This is a genomic window from Enterocloster alcoholdehydrogenati (genome assembly GCF_013282095.1).
Classification (GTDB): Bacteria; Bacillota; Clostridia; order Lachnospirales; family Lachnospiraceae; genus Enterocloster; species Enterocloster alcoholdehydrogenati.
In genome coordinates, this window is record NZ_BLTJ01000001.1 from 450,778 (window position 1) to 472,808 (window position 22,031).

Genomic DNA, 22,031 nt, shown 5'->3' on the forward strand with positions numbered 1-22,031 from the left:
TCAGCCAAATACCTTTTTCCCGCCCAGATACGTCCCATACACCGAGATTCTGTGGATATTTTCCGGTTTCACTTCAAAGGGAGACTGCTCCAGCACCACAAAATCAGCCAGCATCCCCGGACAGATCTTTCCCTTGATCCCTTCCTCAAAGCTTGCCTCTGCCCCTCGGATGGTGTAGCTGTCCAGGGCCTCTTTTACAGAAAATGCCTCCTTGGGCAGATACGGGCCTGTATGATCCTTTAAAGAGGTTCTTGTAACCGCGCATTCCATAGAGGCCAGCGCATCCGGCACTTCCACCGGGCAGTCCGTTCCATTGCTCACCGATACCCCCATATTCATCAGCGTTTTCCAGCTGTAGCTGGTGGCCGCCAGTTCCTCTCCCACCCGTTCCTTTACAATATGGTTGTCATAATCCAGGAAAATGCTCTGTGCATATACATGAAGCCCCATCTGGGCGATCTTTTTAAGCTGATCCGGCCGGGTGATCTGACAGTGGACAATCCCATGACGGTGATCCTTCCTCGGATGTTCCTTAAAGGCCTTTTCATAGGCTGCAAGAACCCGGTCAAGACAGGCGTCTCCAATGGCGTGGACTGCTGTCTGCATCCCGACGGCATTTGCATAGCCGATCATCTCATCAAGGGTCTCCTGAGAAAATACGGGAATTCCGCGGGCAGAGGGGGCATCGGCGTAAGGACGGCTAAGATACGCGGTTCTTGCCCCCAGCGCCCCGTCTCCCAGCAGCTTTAAGGGCCCCAGCTTAAAATACTCTGTACCGGCTCCGGTGATATTTCCGGCCTCCACAAAGCCCTTTACATCGGCAGTCTCTGTAAAATTGCACTGTTCATAGACCCGAACCGTCAGCTCCCCGGCTTTCTCCAGTTCCCTGTACGCCTCATTGACGGTCTGCCAGGGTATATCCCGATACACACAGTAGTCGTCAGTCTGACAGCTGGTAATTCCGTAGGAATTTAAGGCACAGCAGGCAAGGCGGATCCTGCGCTTGATCTCTTCTTTGTCAGGCGGCAAAACAGCATGGTACACCTGATCCATAGCGCTGTCAAAAAAACGGCCATCCGGGCCATTTTCATCCATGCCGATCCGTCCGCCCTCCGGCTGTGGGGTGTCTGCCGTGACGCCTAAAAACTCAAGGGCTTTCGTATTGACGGTCAGACAGTGGCCGCAGGCGCGGACAGCGCAGACCAAAACGGTATCCGATACCTGATCTAAGTCATGTCGGTCCGGCATCCGGTCTGTATCTGTGAAGTAATCCTGATTCCATCCCCGGCCCATCAGCCAGCCATTTTCCGGAACAGGATGGGCTGTTTTAAACTGCTTAAAATACTGAAGCATCTCTTTTAAGCTTCCCGTATGAGCAGCCAGCCGGGCGGCGCTCAGGCTGCTTCCATAACTCAGCAAATGCATATGGCTGTCATTAAAGCCGCTGCATACAAAGCGGCCTTGCAGATCCGTCACCTTATCCCCCGGTTCTGCAAGCGCCGCCGCCTCTTCATCAGAACCAGCAAAGACAAATTTCCCCTCTTCCTCCCCAAAGGCCTGAACCAGAGGAAGTTCCCCAGTGTAGACTTTTCCGTTTACATAGATATGCTTCACTGCATTTTCTCCTTTTTAAGCGCTTTTCCTCATAAACTGCGCAGACAGCGGTCTTCTGCAGCCGTCCATCAAGCCTTCCGGGCGTCTGTAGACCGGATCCTCTTCCAGGTACTCTCCGGCACCAGCGCCCTTATTTTCTCCGGCTGCCCTTCCTTCACGGCCGCACGCACCAGAGAAGCGCTGATTACTTCTCCTCCAATCTCTCTTCTGGGAATCTCCGTCACCTGAATACCAAGATCCGGCAGCACTTCTTTCATAGTTACATTGTAACAGTCCGTCACTGCACACTCCGGCTCTGTTCCCACAAAGCGTCGGGTAATACCCAGGGGAGGCGCGATGCGTTTTCCAAAAAGCTCCAGATCCAAACGGCAGTTTGCCTTTCCCGCTTCCGTCTTTTCCTTCATGAAATAAGTAGGAAAGGTAGCTGCTGACACGATATAGTCCGAGGCCCTGTGCAGAATCACCCGCTCCAGATCTGCGGTTCCGGCCTGAACCATCTGAAAGCGGTCTGCGGGGCTGTAAAAGGTGCGGCGGTCTGAAAGAACAAATAAATGCAGGTAATCGCACCGCTTTAGAGCTTCTTCGATCAGATAACGGTGGCCCAGGGTAAAGGGATTACAGTTGGCCACAATGGATCCTACCACTGCTTCCGGCTGTAAAGCGGCTTCGGGCGTCTCCCTTTGAATGGCATCCAAAAAGCCGGAAAACCCCTGTTTTTTATTTTCCATAAACAGCACACGATCTGTTTTCAGGATCGTATAAAAGCCCAGATCCTCAAACATGGCCTGGTTTTTTGGCTTTGTGTACATGAGAAGATGGCTGCGCCCCTTCTCAAACTCATACTGAATCAGCTGGGAGATCACAGTTCCTGTCAGTCCCTGGCCCTGGCACTCCGGGGCAATGGCAATACATTTCAGTACATTTTCCTCTGCCGAACCGGCAGCGATGATGTTATAATCTTCATCCTCCAGACATATGGTGTATTCGATTCCAGGATCATAGTCCAGATCCATTTTCTTTAAAAATTCCTTCAGGCGCTCCAGATCGCTGCCTGTCAGAGGTTTTCCTTCCAGCATGGGACTTTTCCTCCTTTTTGAGCATTTATAAAAAATATCCTACCATCAAGACCGCAGTCTTTGCAAGACTGAGATCTTAAATTTTTCTAAAAATGAAAACAGACCATCCCCTTTTCCGGGTACTTGGAAAAGAGACACAGCCCGTTTTCATCACATCACATCATTATATCGAATATTATGCTATATGAAGCACACCTAAAAGCAAACCAGAGATCATGCTGACGATACTTACTCCCCAGATCCAGAAGAAACAAGTCTTAATATGGTCCTTGATCTCTACCCCTGCAAGACCTGTGCCCAGGAAGGCAGCAGGAACAACAGGGCTCATAAAAGCAGCGCCGTTGCGGCATACTGCCATGGCCATACCGATATGAATCGGATCTGCGCCGAATTTGTTTCCCACTCCTGTCAGTACCGGGAGAAGGCCATAAAAATATGAATCTGTGCCAAACAGCAGAGTCAGCGGCACGGACAGGACGCCGATGATAAGGGGCAGAAACTGTCCCATGGACTGGGGGATAACGGATGCCAGTACATTTGCCATGTGGTTCATGATCTGACTGTCTTCCAGAATACCCAAGAACATACCGGCCGCAAGGATCGTAAAAGTCATCATAATAGCTGAACCGAAATGAGACCAGATCACCCTGTTCTGGAGTTTTTCACCCGGATAATTCACTAAAAGGGCGATTACACAGCCGATCATAAATATAGAATAAGAAGGTGCTTTTAAGAATACCATACACAGGATCACAGCCAGCGTCAGGATCACATTAAACCAAAATTTCTCCGGACGCCCCAGCTTACTGCTGCGGACGCTGTCCCCTTCCGCCGGCATATCGTCATCATACCCGGGCAGAGCGCTGTTTCCTCCCGCCCCTCTTCTTTTTTCAGCCACTCCCCAGAAAACAGCGGTAAACAGGGCAATTACAATGCCTACCAGCTGTATGGGGAACAGCTTCATCCACAGCAGATTTGCCTCAATTTCCAGCACAGAGGCTGTTCTCATCACAGGCCCGCTCCAGGGCAGAAGATTCACGGCACCCATAGCGGTAACACAGATTAAAAGCAATGCAACAGGACGCATCCGCAGACGTTTATATACCGGAAACATTGCGGGAACTGTGATTAAGAAAGCAGCTGCCCCGCCTCCGTCCAGATGGCCCATCATGGCGATGACGCAGGTCATCAGGGCAACGCCTACTACATTATTTCCCACACGCTTCATCAAAACATCAATGATGCTGTCAAACATCCCCACGTCTGTCATTATCCCGAAGAATAATGCCGAAAAGATAAACAGAGCCGCCGTAGAATGTACTCTCTTTACACCGGCGCTGATAAAATCTCCCATTTCCTTAATGGTAAAGGTTCCCGTCCCCGCAAGGATCACTGCCGTCACTGCAGACACCCCGACAAAAGCAATGGCCGGTGCGGTCACATTCCTAAGCAGCAGAAAAATAAGCATGATGATTGCCGCAAATCCCAGGATCGCAAGCATGGTTTCATTCATTGCCCTTTCTCCTCTCCTTCCCGCACGCCCTCTGATCACATCTTAGACACGTTTGTTCCTTATGGTTTCAGTATAGGGCCAGAACCTTACATGAGAAAGGACAACGGCTTAAGTCTCCTTAAGGCTGCGCTTACAGTTTGTTAAGATTCCGTTATAATTCTTCCTTTTGCAGCCTCTGTCACTGCCCGCAAAATAGCGGCGTCCGACACCGGTTTGGACACATATCCATGAATGATGCCCCGCTGCCTGGCTTCTGCCAGCTCCTGGTCTACCTGATCTGCCATGACTAACAGAATCAGACCTGGGCTCAAGGCCTGGATGGACATACAGAAATTAACCGCCGAGGTTCCTTTAATAAACTGCTCGGCCGCCAAAGCGTCATAATGACCGTTTTTCAGCTTTTCCCTGGCTTCTTCAAAGCTCATAACCGCGTCAGCTGTTACTCCCAGTCTGGCAAAACTCTTTTCCAAAAGGCGCAGGACCTTGGGATTGTCGTCAACCAGAAGTATGGACATCCCCGTATTTTCTCCTTTTTTCTTTCTGTTCTCCGGGTCATTTTGATGGTACAGGGCGGCATTTGCGGCGGTTTCCTGTTCATCCTTTTTTACTGCCGGAAAGTAGAGATGGAATACCGTCCCCTTTCCCGCCTGGCTGTCAGCGCAGACAAAGCCCCGATGGGAGGTGACAATCTGCTCTGTGAGGGCCAGACCAAGGCCTGTGCCTTTTCCGCCCTTCTTTGTGGTAAAAAACGGATCAAACATCTGCTTTAATACATCCGGGCTCATGCCGCAGCCGTTGTCCTCAATATTGATCTGCACAAAACGGCTCCAGCTCTCCTTCTTTCCAAGAGGAACCTCCGGCTCCAGCTCCTCCCTTCTAAGGACGCGGGCGCTGACACGGATCTGTCCGCCCTCCTCCCGGCCAATGGCATGGATTGCATTGACGCCGATATTTAAAATGACCTGATTCAGCTGTGTCTCATTTCCCATAATAAAAACCCCGTCCAGCTTCATTTCCCCTGTAAGACGAATGTTGGCGGGGCAGACCGACTGGACCATCTTCACCGCCCGCCTGAGTACCCTGGACGCATCCAGCGTCTTAAAGGCGGTTTCAATATTTTTACGGCTTAAGGAGGAAATCTGCTGGATGATCTCCTTGGCCTTCTCGGCCGCCCCATAGATCTCCCTGGCACTGTCAAACCCATCAGAGTCCTCCGGCAGCTCCATCATCAGAAAATCTGCATACCCCATAATCGGAGTCAGCAGGTTGTTAAACTCGTGGGCAATACCGCCGGTCATGGTTCCCATGATCTGTAAGCGCTGCTGATGGGCAATGGTTTCCTCGCTCTGGTGCATCTCCTCCAGAATACGGTTCAGTTCCGTCAGATAAGCAATCTGCTCCTTATCTTCTTTTTTCTGCAGGAAAAGCCTGAACATATAAACCGCCATGGAAAGAGCCGTAATAAACGCGCAGATAAAGACCAGAATGATCCGGAAAAATCCCGTTTCCACCGGAATATAGATATCGTCATAATCAATGACTACACTGACTACAAGAAAGTCCTCTCCAATGTTTGCAGGCGTATAAGCGCTTAGCTTTCGGACCGCAGGCGCGCCTTCCTTTGTCCACCAGTAGGAATTATATTCCTCCACTCCGGTGCGTCCCTCCAGCTGATGGTCAATCATGGCCTTAAGGCTGGTAAGATCCTTGTTCGGATACATCTCATGGCGGCCTTCGATCACGTCAATGCCGTACTGATTTTGCCCAGGATGCATAAGAATGGTACCGCTTTTATCCTTGATTACCACATATCCGTTGGTTCCCACCTGAATCCCCGAAAAAACCTGCTCATAATAAATCTGACTGTCCAGCACCAGAGAAACGCTCTCTCCCGGAACCGGTTCATACCTAAGTACCACATAGCCCCCATCTTCTCCGATGGAAGCCGGGATCAGCTTTGTCTTATCATCAATCACAGAATCGGAATCTGCCAGTTTTATTTTTTCCTGGGGATATCCCCTGCCCCATTCCCCTTCTTTTCCCTGAAGGATCACATCATGGATCACAGGGCCGTGGCCTTCTCTGTAGGAGTTCCAGAGCCTTATCTGCTCTTCCCAGCTCTTATCTTTGCTGTAGGCCCAGAGAGAGTGAAGATCTCTGGTATACTCTCCCACTACGCCTTCCAGATTATCTGCCAGACATTCAGCGGTCAGCAGCATCTGGGATTTCTGGTTTCCAATGACGCCCTTTTTATATTCCTCCCAGATCCTGGTACCCATAAAAATAAATGCGATGGAAAGAATACTTACCAGACCCGCAACCAGGACCAGCTTCTGGTCTGCATCCATTTTGCCCAATTGTTTTACTTTATTTTCCATATCTGTTTATCCTCTTTTCATCCTCTAATTTCCCTTTCACGATTGACTTTGACCGGATTCTAATATTATAATACTGTATAATAGGCAGAAAGAAAAGCAACGATTCAGGACGGATCGTTACAAAGAAAATAAAACGTTTATCCCTGGGAAGGAACCAATTATTATGGCTGATAAGGTATTGATCGTAGACGATGACCCGTCTATCTGTAAATTATTGGAAAAGGTTATGCACAGCAATGACCTGGAAACAGACACGGCCGGAAGCGGCACAAAGGCCCTGGAACGGTTAAAGCACCATACCTATGACGTGATCCTTATGGATATCATGTTAGGGGATATGGAGGGTTTTGAAGTAATCCAGCATCTCAGGGAGGACGGCATACAGACCCCGGTGATGATCGTCAGCGGACGGAACGAGGACTATGATTCTATTTACGGACTTTCCATCGGAGCTGACGACTATATCACCAAGCCGTTTCGCCCCGTTGTCCTGGGCGCCAAGGTAAAAGCGCTGATCCGGCGGACTAAAAACATGATGGCCAGCCAGTCCTCTCTTCTGGAATGCGGTCCCTTTACCTATGATTCCTCTACCATGCGTTTCTACAAGGACGGTGAAGAACTGATCCTGTCCTCGAAGGAAAGCGCCCTCCTCCTGCTGTTCATCAAGCATCCCGGACAGATCTATACAAAGGATATGATCTATGAGCAGGTCTGGGGCACCACCGTAGCCATTGATGACAACGCCATTATGGTCTATATCAACCGGCTCCGGGGAAAAATCGAAAAGGACCGGCAAAAGCCGGCCCATATTATTACGGTAAGAGGTGTGGGGTACCGTTTTGTACCGTAACTGTTTATATTTCGTCAATGTCCGGCTGTGTATGCACAGCCGGACATTTTTATTATCATGACAACAAAGGGGAGCTGCAGTGTGGGGTTATGATTTAACAACCAGGAGATGGGTTACTCTGCAAACTCGAACTTCTTTACCTGACGCACCACATCCATAATGGTGCCGTCTCTTGCCTCGATAATACCTACCACTCTGTCCCCAAACTGCACCTTTTCCGGCTCGCCTACGATGGAGTACGCAATGTCGCGCAGCTCCTCAATGGTCTTAAAGGGCAGGTCTACATCTTTCATGGCCTCGATGAGATCCTGTCTTTTAGGGTTGATGGCGATACCATAGTCTGTGATGACGACGTCGATGCTCTCGCCTGGTGTGGTTACTGTAGTAACCTCGGAACAGATGGCCGGGATTCTTCCCTGGAGAAGGGGTGCAATCACGATGGTGCACTTAGCTCCTGCCGCTGTATCGGGATGGCCTCCCTGAGCACCGGTGATAACGCCGTCGGATCCTACTACCACGTTGCAGTTAAAGTTCACATCCACTTCCAGAGCGGCCAGGATCACGAAATCCAGCTTGTTTACCACAGCGCCCTTGTTAAAGGGATCTGCGTACTCGCCTGCGGAAATACGGAAGTGCTTTAAATTCTTTACTGACTCTACGGCTGCCAGGTCAAAGTCCTGGGTATCCAGCAGACAATCTGCCTGGCCGTTGATCAGAAGATCGCACATGGGTTTTGTAAGTCCGCCTACGCCAAAGCGCATCCGGATATTTCTCTCCTTCATGATCTTTGCAAGGGAGATTGTAGAGGCGATAGAAGCCCCGCCTACGCCGGTCTGGTAGGAAAATCCGTCCTTAAAGTATGGAGTATTTACTACAAACTGCGTGCAGTAATCTGCCATCATAAGCTTTCTCATATCCGTGGTGGGCTTTGCGGCGCCGGTAGCAATCTTTTTGGGATCTCCGATGGCATCTACCACTACCACATAATCTACCTTTGTCATGGAGATATGGGCCGGGAAGTTGGGGAACGGCACCAGGCAGTCCGTGATGGCAACCACCTTGTCCGCATAATCACCGTCTACCATGGCGTAGGAAAGAACGCCGCAGTCGCTCTTTCCGCCGATGCCCCGGCAGTTGCCGTAATCATCAGCGGTAGGTGTTCCGATAAATGCGATATCCACACGGGTTTCTCCGCTCTCAATAGCGCGTACACGGCCGCCGTGGGAACGCATGATGGCCAGACCCTTTAATTTTCCTGCGGAAATGGCTTCACCAATCTTTCCGCGGACGCCGGAGGACTGAATATTGGTAATGGTTCCGTCCTCAATATAAGGCACGATAGGGTCGTGGGCTTTTCCTAAGGAGCTGGCGCAGATGGTGATATCCTTAATTCCCATCCGGTGTACTTCCTCCATGACCATATTCACGATATAGTCGCCTTCACGGAAGTGGTGATGGAAGCCTAAGGTCATGCCGTCTTTTATGCCGCATTTTACCAGCACATCATGAATGGAATCCACCAGCTTGGAGCCGCTGTTGTTGATGACACATTTTGTATAGGGGCCGTCCTTTTTATACACATAGCCGTCCCTGTAATGGTTTCCCTGGAACACTTCTTTTCCAGTCTGTTTTAAGATCTCTTCGGGAATGTCCCTGCCTACTGCATTTATCATTTTACAGATCCCCCTTATATACGCCGGATGCCTTTGCAAGGTCGATGGTTCTCTTTGCGCCGTCATAGAAAGCAATGTCGATCATCTTGCCGTCTACGGTGAATACGCCGATTCCAAGGGCCTTCTTTTCATCGATCTCCTTGACCACCTTTTCCGCAAAAATGATATCCTTCTGGGTGGGTGTGAAGATCTCATGGACAATGCCTATCTGGCGAGGATTGATGATGGACTTTCCGTCAAAGCCCATAAGGTGGATGGTATCCACGTCACGGCGGAAACCCTCCATATCGTCTAAGTTGGTGTAAACTGTATCAAAGCACTGTACGCCGGCTGCTCTGGCAGCAATGATCATGTTCTGACGGGCTCCCATAAGCTCTAAGCCGGTGCCTGTGATATGGGTCTGCAGATCTTTGGTATAGTCACCGCCGGAAAGGGCAATGCCGAACATACGCTCAGAGGACTCGCAGATCTCAAGAGCCTTCATAACGCCTCTGGCAGATTCTATCGCCGCCATAATCAGCGTGTGGCCCTCCGGGATGCCGTACTGTTTCTCACACTCTTCCACTACCGCTTCCACCCTTTGTACATCCAGGGCGCACTCCGTTTTTGGGATACGGATTGCATCGCAGCCGCCGGCTACAGCGCAGTGGATGTCCTCTTCCCAGTAAGGGGTATCCAGGCCATTGATGCGGACTACCCTTTCACAGCCTCTGTAGTTAATCTCCTTTAATGCGTGATACAGAGAAAAACGGGCTGCGTCCTTCTGGTTCTCAGCCACCGCATCCTCCAAATCCAGCATAATGGAATCGGGCCTGTAAATATAAGGATCCTTGATAAGCCCCGGCTTCTGTGCATTTAAGAACATCATGGTTCGTCTCAGACGTTTTTTATTTGCATTGATCATCGGATGGCACCTCCCCACGGAAGTTTTTCATACTGGTCAACCGAACGGAACACCGCGCCCTCTACTCTGGCCTTGATGGTGCAGTCCAGAGCGCCCTTGTCTACCACTGAGATCCTCACATTGTCCACATCCAGATGTTTCAGGGTCTCCATCACAATCTTTCTGATCTGATTGCCGTACTGATTGATCACCGCGCTCTCCAGGTTGAATTCCACAGAGCCATCCCCCGGCTCCACAGTTACCTGGCAGTCACTGGATTCCAGCGTTCCCGCCATGGCAGGTTTCTTGATCTCCATTTTCTGCTCCTCCTTAAAATTCGGTGCGCCCTCTTCCACACCCCGGGCCCATGCTCGGACATTTATGAAAGCACATCTTTTTCCTCTTGTTTATGCCTTTATGATAGAAAATAAATCTTAACTTGGCAACCGGTTTTTCTTAATTTTTATTAAGAAACCAGACCAATGTATGCAGCCTCCATGCAGGACAAAGGTCTGTTCGATTTATATATATCAATCAAATCCCCCTTGCTTCCTGCCGCCAAATCCGATACACTGTATCGTAAAGTCAGGATTTGCTGCTGTGCAGCGGCCGACAAACAGTCTTAATATGCAGGAGGTACACGCTATGACCCATCCATCCCCCATTACGATCCGCGCCGCTGTCCCGGATGATTCCGGGGCGCTCTTATCCATCTACCGCCCTTATGTGGAGCGAACCGCCATTACATTTGAATATGAAGTTCCCTCTGAGGAAGAATTTGCCCGCCGGATCCGCCATACCCTGAAACGGTACCCCTACCTGATCGCAGAAACGGACGGTCAGATTCTGGGGTATGCCTATGCCGGCCCCTTCCATGAACGCCCAGCCTATGACTGGGCGGTGGAAACCTCTATCTATGTAGATATGGACAGACGCCGCACAGGCGTGGGCAAACAGCTCTACTGCGCCCTGGAACGCATTCTCACCGCCCAGAATATCCTCAACTTAAATGCCTGTATCGCCTGGCCGGAAACTGAAGATGAGTATCTTACCAGAAACAGCGCCGACTTTCATCTCCATCTGGGCTACCGGCTGGTGGGTGAATTTCACCAGTGCGGTTACAAGTTCGGCCGCTGGTATAATATGATCTGGATGGAAAAGCTCGTCGGAAACCACCAGACTGATATGCCCTCCATCCGTCCGTTCTGCGAGGTTAAAGACCTGCTGACGCACGGACTCTGACTTTTTGCAGGCTGAGTTACAGCGAATTTTCCCGCTGCCGAATTATATTTGCTCTCCGGTATGGCAGATATGATCCATGCAGACAAAACACCCCGCAGACAGAAAATCAGCCGATTCTCTCTGCGGGGCATTTTTGTCTATTTTTTCCGTATTTTTCTCTTACCAGCTCTTTTTAAGCTTTACATTCCAGTCTATTGCATAGGGATTCCACTGGCTGTTCTTCAGATTCTCATAAAGCTTCCTTCTGTCGCCGGAGGTATCTTTCGACCATTCCTCATATCCAGTCAGGTAATTCTCTATAAATTCCTCCCAGGAACCAAACGATTTCTGAATCTCTTTTGCCACCTCCAGGGACTGATCCAAAGCCTCTGTCTCTGTATAATAGTCTGCCAGGTAATAAAATCCCAGATTCGACATGGCACGGCTGTAATCGTAGGCCGAAGCATTTTCACGGGCTGAGGAAAGCAGTTCCTTAAGCACCGCATCCGCAGACGCCCGGTCTGTAATGTTCCAGCTGTCCTTTAACATCTGGCGGTTCTGGTCTCTGGTAGCCTTATCCATCTCCTCGCCGTTTTCCTCTTTGCCCGCCAGTTTAAGCCCGCCGCCAAAAGCGCGTATATTGCCTGCATTGTGCCGGGTCAGGATGGCACAGGTGGCATTAAACCACTGAACTGTCTTGTCATTCATGTAGGGATTTGCCGTTTTGTTTAAATACTGCTGTCTGCTGCTGATCGCAGAAAACGAGGAACGGCCCGAAGTGCTTTTTGCACCGGAGTTCCCGCTCTCTCCCGCTTTTCTGGTGGCACTGGGATCCATAGCTCCTCTCTCATTAAATACATAGATCTTTCCGCCTATCTCCCGTTCACAGTTTCTTACAATGTGGCCGTTTTCATCCAGATAGAACCACTGACTGCCTGATTTGCGGAAGTCATTGACCACCCTGGTACCGTCCTCTTCATAATAAGCATAAGTATCCCCTTCCTTCTGCCAGCCGGCAAAGGCAGTAAGGGGGCATGAGATCATGACCGCGCAGGCAAGGGCCACTGTTTTTGTCAACCATTTATGTCTCGTCTTCATTGTGAATCATCCTCTCACCCATATCTGCTGTGTATCTTCTTAAATTGCATTTACAGTATAACACAGCCCCCCTGGATTGCCAACTTACACATTTCTGACGAAATTCTGACGGAAAGAACCGGATTGTATTTTATTTTAAAATATCTCGGGAGAATACCCGCCTGCCTTCCACATAGGTTTCTGCCACCCGGCCCATTTCATCCAGAACTGCAAAACTGGCTGCGCGGTTCTCTTTGATATAGCCGAAACGATCCGTAAGCCCCAGAAGTTTTGCAGGGTTCTCGGTAAGAAGAGGCAGAAGGGCTTCTATGGGTTTTCCTGTAAAGGCCGCCAGATTTTCCAGCGCCTTTCCCGTAGTCAGGGTACTTCCGGCACGGGTTCCGTCTGTCTTTAATTTTGCATCTCCGTCTGTCACCACTACGTCGTTGACCCCCAGCTTGTATTCTCCATCCGGCAGTCCGGCCGCCATTATGGAGTCTGTTACTGCTATGACCCGATCCAGTCCCTTGGTCTTTAAAATCAGGCGGACGGTTCCCGGATGGAGATGGCGTCCGTCGCAGATGATCTCGCAGTACACCTCATCATCTTCCAGCACCGCCCCCCAGATAGCAGGAAAATGCTGATGGAGCAGCTTCATGGCATTTCCCGTATGGGTGGCAGCCATGGCTCCATTTGCAATGGCTGCCCTGGCCGTGTCGTAATCCGCACCGGAATGGCCGATCGCAACCTGAATCCCCAGCGCCTTCAGCTTTGGAATGTCCTCCGTCATACCTTCTATCTCAGGAGAAACAGTAATATAGCGGATGTCTCCCTCTGCCGCCCTTTGATATTCCTCGATCAGCGGGATGTTCTTCACCTGCAAAAGGGATTGAGGCATAGCGCCCTTATACTCAGGACTGAGAAATGGCCCTTCCAGATGGATTCCCATCATCACAGCCCCCTTATGCTCCATTGTTTTCCATTTCCTGTAAGCTTCAATACAGGCCAGCGTCTGTTCCTTTGTGTCCGTCAGTACGGAGCCCAGCCAGCCTACCGTACCCTGGGATGCCATAAAGCAACTGATCTTCTCATACCCTGCAGGATCTGCACCGTTGACGTCTGCCCCGGCAGCGCCGTGGGTGTGAATATCCAGAAATCCCGGTGTGAGACGGCGTCCCTTTAAATCGATTCGCTCCGCCTGCGGATCCGAAATCCACTCCCCAATTCCGGCAATCGCTCCATCCTCTGTCAGAACGCAGAGTTTTTGAAACCGATGATCCATGTACACAAGCCCATTGTAAAACAGTTGTCTGCTCATAATAATACCTCTCCTGTTCTTCTGTTTTTGCAGTCTGTTTCTCAGCAGACTGCCAGCCGTACAGATACCTGTCAAGGGGGATATCCGCACTTTGTTATCAATATAACATATTTTACAGTGTATTTCCATGATTTTTGTGTTATTTTATTAACAATCACAGGGGGGGTCGTTTATACATTGGTTTCTCCATCAAAAACGCTTGTGCATTTTTTATCATTCGTAACAGAATTGCATACAAATGATTATGCACTGGCCACAAAGTGATTTTTGTGTTAATATATGAAGGAAAATCATTTTCAGGGAGGAAAATCTCTATGGCATTACACGTTATGGATGAAGCAAACCGCTGTCTGGGATGTAAGGTTCCCCAGTGCCAGAAAGGCTGTCCGATCAGCACCCCCATTCCTCAGGTGATCCGCCTGTTAAAAGAAGGTCATCTGGACGAGGCGGGGCGGGTGCTTTTTGAAAATAATCCCCTGACCACGGTGTGCAGCCTGGTCTGCAATCACGAGAATCAGTGCGAAGGCCACTGTGTACTGGGGCGCAAGGGCGCTCCGGTGCACTTTTCTACGATTGAAAATTATATTTCTTCCACCTACGCCAATAAGATGACCCAGGGCCCCGCTCCCTCCAACGGCATGAGGGCAGCTATCATTGGCTCCGGCCCCGCCGGTCTGACCATCGCGGTGATCCTGGCCCGGTATGGCTACGATGTAACCATCTTTGAGGGAAAGGACCGGATCGGCGGCGTTCTCCGCTACGGGATCCCAGAATTCCGCCTTCCAAAATCGGTGCTGGATGACTTCAAATACCGCCATCTTGACTTAAAAGGCATTAAATTCCGCCCCAACACACATATCGGCGGAGCCATCGGTATCGACGATCTGTTCCGTGACGGTTATAAGGCTATTTTCGTGGGAACCGGCGTCTGGAAGCCCAATGCCCTCCATATCAAGGGAGAGACCCTGGGCCATGTGCACTTCGGCATCAACTATCTGAACAATCCGGACAGCTATGAACTGGGAGACCGCGTGATCGTCATTGGCGCCGGCAATGCAGCTATGGATGTAGCCAGAACCGCGATCCGAAAGGGTGTGCGGCAGCTGACCTGTTTCTCTATCACCAAGAAAGTAGCCGCCAGCCATCATGAGTTCAGCTATGCCCAGTTGGAGGGTGTACGATTTGAGTATAACAAAGCGCCTGTGGAGATCACTGACGAGGGCGTGATCTTTAAAGATGTGATCGAGGATGAAAACGGCCATTTTACCGACGTTTCCGGTTCCCAGCAGCTTTATCCGGCCGACAGCGTGATCATCTCTATCAGCCAAGGGCCCCAGAACCGGATCGTGAACACGACCCAGGGGCTGGCGGCTGACGCCAGAGGCCTTCTGGTAGCCGATGAGACCGGCCACACCACCCGTCCCGGCATCTTTGCCTCCGGCGATGTGGTAAACGGTGCACGCACCGTGGTGGAGGCGGTGGCCCACAGCAAGATCGTGGCTGAATCCATGCACCAGTATATGCAGAGTCTGGCATCAACAGAAGAAGCTGCGAAACAGTAGGCGTTTTCATCACAAAGCCGCCAGAGGCTTAAATACCTCTGGCGGCCAAATCCCCCTGACCGTCCCCGCAGGAAAATATGAACGATTTTCAGTCGGTCTTTCTTTCCTGTACGAGTACATTTGCACATTGAAATTTTCCATACACCGTCTTATAATAAACAGTCGTATCCATTTCCCAGGGATACCATTTATAAACCGGACTGTCTGCGGCCTTTCTTCCCGCCTGCGGGCAAAACGGCTCGGCACTCCTGTCCGCAGATGGAAGTGTGCGCTTTACCAGCACACGATACGAAAATACCAACAGAAAAGAGTGAATCTCCATGAAAGAAACAAACACCGTTACTCTCAGAGGCGAACTTGCCCTCCTCATCGCTATCATCATCAACAGCCTTGGCGTCGTTTTAATGCTCCGCTCCGGATCCGGCATCTCCGCTATCTCAAGCGTCCCCTACGCATTCACGAAGGTATTCCCACTGCTTTCTCTGGGCACCTGGACCTATCTCTTCCAGGGTTTTCTCGTACTGAGCCTGATGATCCTGCGAAAAAAATTCATGCCCTCCTACCTGTTCAGTTTCGTAGCCGGATTTTTCTTCGGAAAGATGATCGACATCCACGAGCCATGGGTCAATGCACTTCCCCTGTCTCTTCCCCTGCGCCTTTTTTATTTCTGCGCCAGCTATTTAATCCTGTGTGTCGGCATCGCCCTTTCCAACCGCTGCAGGCTCCCTATTATTCCTACCGACCTGTTTCCCAGAGAACTTGCCGACATTCTCTCAGGGCCGTATTCCAAAATCAAGATCAGCTTTGATGTAACCTGCCTTATCATCACCGGATGCATGACCTTTTTCTTTCTGGGCCATATTGCGGGGCTGGGAATCGGAACCGTCCTGGCAGCCTTTACCATGGGAAAGGGAATCAGCCTCACAGGCGGGCTGCTGGATCGGAAATTCCGCTTTGTATCCTTTCTGGAACCTCAGTGAACGCCCTGCCTTTTATAGATAAAAGCCCCGGACATCACCGTAGCCGGAACGCTCAGCACAATCCCAAAGCTTCCCGAAAGCCCCTGCATAACAGCAATGCCTATGTTATTGGAATTGATGATCTGCAAAAACGGAAGGTTATAGGCATAATCCATCAGCAGCATGGAAACACTGCTGCCGGCAAAGGCCAAAATCAGTGTATTGGAATCCGTTCCCATCATATCCCGTCCCACTCTCATCCCCGCCTTCATCAGCTCCCGCCGGGTGATGTCCGGGTTCTGATCGCAAAGTTCCTTCATGGAGCTGGAGATGGACATTGCCACGTCCATCACCGCTCCTAACGCGCTGATCAAAAGTCCGGAAAAGAGCAGTCCCCCTACCTTGATCCCATTTGTTTCGTAAAGTGTTAAAAGGCTTTCAATATCTGACACATTCCATCCGGTGATACCGGAAAGCTCTGAAAAAATGGCGGCTGTAACCCCGGCGATAATGACGCCTGCCAGTGTTCCCAAGGTAGCGCATAAGGTCTTTTTTGTGGCCCCTCCGATCAGATACATGGTGACCAGCGCAGTAATCGCGCAGATCCATACAGAAGTCCAAAACGGCGAGCAGCCCAAATAGACGGCCGGCAGATAAACGTAAATGATCGCACCAAAGGTAAAGACAAGACCCAGGGCTCCTCTGACCCCCTTCCTGCCCCCTACGATGCACAGAGCCGCCAGATACAGCAGGGCAAATCCGATCATAACCTCTTTTCGGTCCATGGAATATACGCTTGTGATTACGGAATCGCCTGCGACGCTCTGGAGAATCACCACCCGCATTCCTACCCTGCAGGCGGCTCCGAAGAGATAGCCTGCGCTGCTGGTGGTTGTAAGTTCCTGTCCCTTTTTCACTCCACTGGTCATCCGCACCACTACGGTCTGCTGACCCACTCTCGTACCGTCCTCCTGGATATTATCCTCCAGGATACGGACCACCACGCCGGTTTCAAAGGTCTGTCCGGTGCGGTTTACAAGCTGAGTCTTTGAAATATCATTTAACTTCCAGACGGCCAGGATGCCAAGAAGCACCACAGCCGCCAGGAAGAATCTTTTTTTGATCTGTAAGATCTGTTTTTCATTCATGTTTTGCTGTTTCCTGTCATCGGTCAGTTGTCTTATGGATGGTAAAGGTATTGTCAATGGTCTCTACCTTTCCATCATCTGTGATCTGATAGCTGGTGATCTTGAAATCATCATTTGTCAGGTTAATCACAGAGTAGCTGGGAAGCCAGTTCTGGCTTCTTACCTCAATGTAATCCTGCTTGGAATTAGTCAGCTCATAGTATTTGGAACCGGAGGCAGAGTTGGCTGTCATGTACAGAGTTCCCTTGGGATTCGTAACAACGGACTGACCGGAGCTTTCAATGGTATAGCAGCGGTTATCCTCAGTAAATCCCGCTTTTAAGGCAGCCGCCTCCTCATCCTCAGGATACAGGGAAATAGACTCGTCTGTATTTACATTGTATGCATGATCCCAGTCATAATCACTGCCGGTCTCATCAAGGCGGAATTCATAAGAGCCGTGTGTCTTTCCGTCGCCGTAAAGAAGTTTGGAACGGCTGTATGTATGGTCGTGTCCCTGGAGTACAACATCCACGTCGTACTTATCAAATACAGGGGTCAGCTGGGTACGCAGGATCATACCATCCGTATCGGAATGATCCAGACCGGAGCCGTAGATATCCTGGTGAATGGTGACGATGCGCCATTTTGTATCCGGGAAGTTCTCTACCGCCTTCTTTATGGCCTGCTCGTGCTCCGCTACATTATAATTATTGGTATTTAAAACAATAAAAAGGCCTGGGCCGTAGGTATAGTAATAATCGCCGCCTGCCTCTGTCATTCCAAGGCCGGTAGGGTTGGGATTGTTGAAATGATAGCTGTAATCCTTGTTGAGAGAGTCATGGTTTCCGATGGTGGTCGCTACTGGAAGGCTCTTTAACGCGCTGGCGGAAAGGTATGCCGCATACTCCTCTTCCTTAGGCTTTCCCGTCTTGTTGACCTGATCGCCTGCCGAGATTGCAAAGTTCAAATCCGGGTTCTGGGCTAAAGCGATATCCAGAGTGCGGTCCCAGCCAAAACCATCGTTGCGGGCCGCTGTATTGGCTGCTCCCCCATCGGCCGACAGCTTTCCTTCTCCCTGAGGCTGTCCCTTGGACGCGCCCACCTGAGGATCGCCTACGTAGAGGATATTTACATTTTCAAAGCTGCCTGTCCGGTAGACCTCAGCCGGCGTTCTTACGCCGCTCTTTTCTACCGAATAATAATAGGTGGTGTTTTCCTGTAAACCGTCTACGGTCACATAGTTGTAGGAATAGCTTTTTCCCCCTGTAAGCCCTGTATCCACACCGCTTGCCTGGCCGTTATAGGCCTTTAAATCGTTGGCATCTGTTCCGAAGTATACCACAGGCGTAGCGTTGGTTCCCTCGCTGTACCAGGCAAAATTCAACTGGGACGCTGCCGCGCCGGGCGTCAGGGATACATAGGTGTAATCATTTGCCACCTGCTCCCACGATCCCGTCCAGTCCTGCCACTCTTTGGATCCTCCGGTCACTGCTGAATCGTTGTAATGAGTAGTAGCCGCCCATACCTGCTGGCCCCCCACTGCCAGAACTCCCGCCAGGATCCCGGCTATGACTCTCTTCTTTTTCATAACATTTCCCTTCTTTTCTGTTTTTTCAGATGGTTGCTTCTGATGAGTTTAAGTATAGAAGGGAAATGTAAAATTTACTATCCAGGATATGTATGAGAAATGTTAATTTTACATTGGCAGCTTTTCCATGATGAAGTTTGTAAGCTTCACCCCATGGCGCTCCACCTGCTGTTCCTTCACCATTCGGTATCCCCTCTTTTCAAAGAAGGAGCGGGAGGTAATGGAGGCATGGACGGTAAAAGCGGCTCTGCCGGAGGTTCTCTCCAGCTCATCGCAGATGGCGGAGGCAATTCCCCTGCCCTGAAAGTCCTTATGCACATACAGACGGTCCAGATAGCCGTCCCGGGCCATATCGCCAAAACCTGCAAGCTGCCCGCTCTCCCATGCCACTACGGTATGGTGCTCCAGAAAAGAGCGATTCCACGCTTCCAGATCCACCTGGCCGTCTGCCCAGGCATCCACCTGCTCCCTGGTATAATCCTTTCGGTTTACCGTATGAACTGTCTCGTAAAACAACTCTGCCAGCTTCTGGCAGTATTTTGGCCTGTACCCGCACAGCATCATGGCCGGAACGTCCTCTGCATCCATTAACGGGATCCCCTTTTTCCTTAAGGCCTGGGCAAATATCCCGGAACCGGGTATTTTTTTTCCCGAAAATGTGCCGTCATAAATCTCATTTACACCGCAGGTAGGGCTGCGGGACTGCAGGATGGCCAGATCTATTTTTAGCCCGCAGATCCGGGACAGGGCCTTTTCCACCCCCTCACGGTAAATGAGCTCCCTGTCATTCCCCTCCTTGTCTATGATCCGCCCCGCCGCGATTTCCACTGACGGCCGGGGCGTTCCAAGGATTGTGAGGATCTCCGGACAGACAGGAATCACTTCCTTGTCTTTGATATAATTAAGAACACGTTCATTTCGGTTGTTTCCTCCGTTGTATTTGCAGTTTTCGCCCAGCAGACAGGCGCTCACTAATACTCTCATTCTCTCTCCTTTCTCTGGTCACTCCATGGCGGAGCTCATGCTTTTTCTTATATCCCTGCACAATCTCCATCTGACAGGAAAACCGTTTTCCTGCCGCCCAGCTTTGCCAGTTCCCGGTTTTTTTCATTCATAGGGCCAAATGTACCGATACAGCAGACCACCTCCCGGCAGTCCGCCATAAGCGCGGCAGCCCTGCGAAACTGTGTTTCGGAAACAGGCTCAAAGGGCCGTTCAGTGATTACATGGGCCGACAGCGCCGACGCCACCGGGCAGTCGATGTCATTTTCATGAAGCACCCCGGCTGCGAAGGGAATCCCCTGCTTTTGAAGACGGCGGTAAACAGGGATCCCAGAGCCGTTTCCTCCGATTACAAAGACCTGGGGCTGCCCCTCAGGGGCTGCCAGTTCCACACAGCCAAGCCTGGGGCAGTAGGTTCCGCGGGTGATATCAAAAAGCGTCCGGATCCTGTCTGTGGTGAAAATCTCCTCCGGCAGCCCACAGGCGGCGATCCTGTCTCCTTTGACGCAGACCATATAATCTGACACCTTCTGCGCCAGATCCAGTTCGTGAAGGGACATCAGTACAGCCAGTCCCTTTTTTCGCACCAGTTCCTTCAGAATCTCCAGCAGTTCCAGCTTATGACGGATATCCAGAAAAGAAGTTGGTTCGTCCAGCACCAGAACCTCCGGCTCCTGACAGATGGCCCTGGCAAGAAGAATCCTCTGCCTCTGGCCATCGCTGATACAGCCGAAGTCACAGTCTGCAAGCTCCTCTGCGCGAACCAGAGAAAGGGCTTCCTCCACCCTTTCCCTGTCCTCCCGGCCCAGGACCCCCAGAGGACCAGTGTAGGGATATCGCCCCATACTTACCACCTCTTTACAGGTCATCAGTTCCGGACGGATCCGCTCTGTCATCATCACGGACAGATGGCGGGCGATCTCCCGCTCCTTCATCCCTGCCATATCCTTTCCCACCAGCCGCACTGTTCCGCCCATCCGCTCCAGCTGTCCGATGATGCTCTTTAAAATAGTGGATTTTCCGGCCCCGTTGGGCCCGATCAGGGTAACAATCTCCCCTGGCCTCACACGGAGGCTGATCTCCCGAATCAGCGGCGTCTTTCCATAGCCTACTGCCAGGTTTTCCGTTAAAATACGGTTCTTTTCCATCTTCCTACCGCCTTTCCCCTTTATGTACCATCATATAGATCACCACCGGCGCTCCAAATATGGCAGTAACCGTGCTGATGCTTAATTCCACCGGAGCAAACAGCGTCCGGGCGACCATATCGCAAAAGCAGCAGAATACAGCTCCACCCAGAAAACAGCCAGGAATCATGACCAACGGCTTGGCCGTCTGAAACAGCCCCTTTATCAGTCTCGGCACCGCGATTCCCACAAAGGAAACAGGGCCTGCAAAGGCGGTGACACAGGCAGAAAGTATGCTGGAGACCAGGATCAGGGCCAGACGAAACCGCCGGATATTGACTCCCATATTTGCGGCATAGACCTCTCCCAGCTGATAGGCGCTTACCGGCTTTGCCATAAACAGGGTGCAGGCCATGGCAGCTGCGGTCACTGCAGTCATAACAGAGACGTTTTCCCAGGTAATGCCGGAAAAACTGCCCAGAGACCAGTTGTGAAGATTTACGATATTGGCATCATCTGCAAAGGTGACTGCCAGATCCGTAATGGCCGAGCAGATATAACTGACCATCATGCCGCAGACCACCAGCATGGACATATTTCTCACCCGGCCAGAAACCAGAATCACAAAGCCCATGGAGATCAGGGAGCCGAAAAACGCAGCCAGGATCAGAGTCACAGAGCCAGCCGTCCGTCCCTGATTTAAAAGAGCGATCATAACAAATGCCACCACCAGCCTGGCGCCGGAGGAAATTCCCAGCACAAAGGGGCCGGCAATAGGATTGGAAAAAAATGTCTGAAGCAGAAAGCCGGAAACAGACAGTGCGCCCCCAAGGATCACAGCCGCAAACAGGCGGGGCAGACGGATATCCCAGAGAATCCGGGAAGCCGTATCCTCTGTGGGGCCTTTTAAAAGCAGGCCGAACAGTTCTGGCAAAGATACTGCCACAGAGCCAAAGCACACATTTAAGATCATGAGGATACCCAGAAGAACCGCCAGAAACAGCATACCGGATACAATCCGGCTGCTCCTTGAAAATATATGATTTTGCGGAGCCATATG

At 50.9% G+C, this 22,031-nt stretch carries 18 protein-coding genes and 1 pseudogene; 4 read left to right on the forward strand and 15 right to left on the reverse strand.

What is annotated here, in order from left to right; translation table 11 throughout:
• From HW447_RS02145 to HW447_RS02160, 4 genes are all read right to left on the reverse strand, one after another.
• A complete protein-coding gene (locus HW447_RS02145) occupies positions 1–1,614 on the reverse strand; it encodes an amidohydrolase (protein ID WP_176253664.1) in 1,614 nt (537 codons plus the stop codon).
• Positions 1,615–1,682: 68 nt separating this feature from the next.
• Positions 1,683–2,690, reverse strand: a complete 1,008-nt coding sequence (gene citC, locus HW447_RS02150) for a [citrate (pro-3S)-lyase] ligase (protein ID WP_176253665.1) — start codon at positions 2,688–2,690, stop codon at positions 1,683–1,685.
• 175 nt (positions 2,691–2,865) lie between these two features.
• Positions 2,866–4,203 (reverse strand): CitMHS family transporter, encoded by a 1,338-nt coding sequence (locus tag HW447_RS02155; protein WP_176253666.1) that lies wholly within the window; start codon positions 4,201–4,203, stop codon positions 2,866–2,868.
• Between the two features lie 140 nt (positions 4,204–4,343).
• Positions 4,344–6,581, reverse strand: a complete 2,238-nt coding sequence (locus HW447_RS02160) for an ATP-binding protein (protein WP_243176175.1) — start codon at positions 6,579–6,581, stop codon at positions 4,344–4,346.
• Positions 6,582–6,744: 163 nt separating this feature from the next.
• Between HW447_RS02160 and HW447_RS02165 the strand changes: the two genes are divergently transcribed.
• Positions 6,745–7,431: a response regulator transcription factor gene (locus HW447_RS02165; protein WP_176253667.1), complete on the forward strand. Its 687-nt coding sequence runs from the start codon at positions 6,745–6,747 to the stop codon at positions 7,429–7,431.
• A gap of 113 nt (positions 7,432–7,544) precedes the next feature.
• On the opposite strand, the gene citF is transcribed toward HW447_RS02165, so the two are convergent.
• From citF to citD, 3 genes are read right to left on the reverse strand one after another with little or no spacing between them, the layout of a single operon-like run.
• A complete protein-coding gene (gene citF / locus HW447_RS02170; RefSeq protein ID WP_176253668.1) occupies positions 7,545–9,104 on the reverse strand; it encodes a citrate lyase subunit alpha in 1,560 nt (519 codons plus the stop codon).
• Between the two features lies 1 nt (position 9,105).
• The gene (locus tag HW447_RS02175; protein WP_176253669.1) at positions 9,106–10,008 is read right to left on the reverse strand and encodes an aldolase/citrate lyase family protein; all 903 of its coding nucleotides are present in this window, start codon (positions 10,006–10,008) and stop codon (positions 9,106–9,108) included.
• Positions 10,005–10,304, reverse strand: coding sequence for a citrate lyase acyl carrier protein (gene citD, locus HW447_RS02180; RefSeq protein WP_176253670.1), 300 nt, complete (start codon positions 10,302–10,304; stop codon positions 10,005–10,007). The genes HW447_RS02175 and citD overlap by 4 nt, the downstream gene beginning before the upstream one ends.
• 328 nt (positions 10,305–10,632) lie before the next feature.
• On the opposite strand from citD, the gene HW447_RS02185 reads away from it, so the two are divergent.
• A complete protein-coding gene (locus tag HW447_RS02185) occupies positions 10,633–11,229 on the forward strand; it encodes a GNAT family N-acetyltransferase (protein WP_176253671.1) in 597 nt (198 codons plus the stop codon).
• Positions 11,230–11,388: 159 nt separating this feature from the next.
• Here HW447_RS02185 and HW447_RS02190 read toward each other — a convergent pair whose 3' ends face one another.
• Both HW447_RS02190 and nagA read right to left on the reverse strand, forming a co-directional pair.
• Positions 11,389–12,306: a DUF1266 domain-containing protein gene (locus HW447_RS02190; RefSeq protein ID WP_176253672.1), complete on the reverse strand. Its 918-nt coding sequence runs from the start codon at positions 12,304–12,306 to the stop codon at positions 11,389–11,391.
• A 130-nt stretch (positions 12,307–12,436) separates the two neighbouring features.
• Complete coding sequence (nagA, locus tag HW447_RS02195) at positions 12,437–13,603, reverse strand: N-acetylglucosamine-6-phosphate deacetylase (RefSeq protein ID WP_176253673.1); 1,167 nt, start codon at positions 13,601–13,603, stop codon at positions 12,437–12,439.
• Between the two features lie 314 nt (positions 13,604–13,917).
• Here nagA and HW447_RS02200 point away from each other — a divergent pair, with 314 nt between their 5' ends.
• Positions 13,918–15,165, forward strand: a complete 1,248-nt coding sequence (locus HW447_RS02200; protein WP_176253674.1) for an NAD(P)-dependent oxidoreductase — start codon at positions 13,918–13,920, stop codon at positions 15,163–15,165.
• 320 nt (positions 15,166–15,485) lie between these two features.
• Entirely contained in the window at positions 15,486–16,145 is a 660-nt protein-coding gene (locus HW447_RS02205) for a DUF6198 family protein (protein WP_176253675.1), read from the forward strand.
• Here HW447_RS02205 and HW447_RS02210 read toward each other — a convergent pair.
• The 6 genes and pseudogenes from HW447_RS02210 to HW447_RS02235 form a co-directional block, all read right to left on the reverse strand.
• Positions 16,139–17,272, reverse strand: a complete 1,134-nt coding sequence (locus HW447_RS02210; RefSeq protein WP_243176176.1) for a YibE/F family protein — start codon at positions 17,270–17,272, stop codon at positions 16,139–16,141. The two genes, HW447_RS02205 and HW447_RS02210, sit on opposite strands and share 7 nt — an antisense overlap.
• Before the next feature lie 16 nt (positions 17,273–17,288).
• Positions 17,289–18,842 (reverse strand): purple acid phosphatase family protein, encoded by a 1,554-nt coding sequence (locus HW447_RS02215; RefSeq protein WP_176253676.1) that lies wholly within the window; start codon positions 18,840–18,842, stop codon positions 17,289–17,291.
• A gap of 108 nt (positions 18,843–18,950) precedes the next feature.
• Positions 18,951–19,430: a GNAT family N-acetyltransferase gene (locus HW447_RS18345; protein WP_408609671.1), complete on the reverse strand. Its 480-nt coding sequence runs from the start codon at positions 19,428–19,430 to the stop codon at positions 18,951–18,953.
• A pseudogene (locus HW447_RS18350) lies at positions 19,413–19,826 on the reverse strand (DUF523 domain-containing protein); the annotation flags it as partial. The pseudogene HW447_RS18350 and the gene HW447_RS18345, both read right to left, overlap by 18 nt.
• A 47-nt stretch (positions 19,827–19,873) precedes the next feature.
• Positions 19,874–20,992: an ABC transporter ATP-binding protein gene (locus HW447_RS02230; protein ID WP_176253677.1), complete on the reverse strand. Its 1,119-nt coding sequence runs from the start codon at positions 20,990–20,992 to the stop codon at positions 19,874–19,876.
• Positions 20,993–20,996: 4 nt separating this feature from the next.
• Positions 20,997–22,028 carry a FecCD family ABC transporter permease gene (locus tag HW447_RS02235; RefSeq protein WP_243176177.1) on the reverse strand — a complete coding sequence of 344 codons (1,032 nt, stop codon included), beginning with the start codon at positions 22,026–22,028 and terminating at the stop codon, positions 20,997–20,999.
• Between the last annotated feature and the right edge of the window lie 3 nt (positions 22,029–22,031).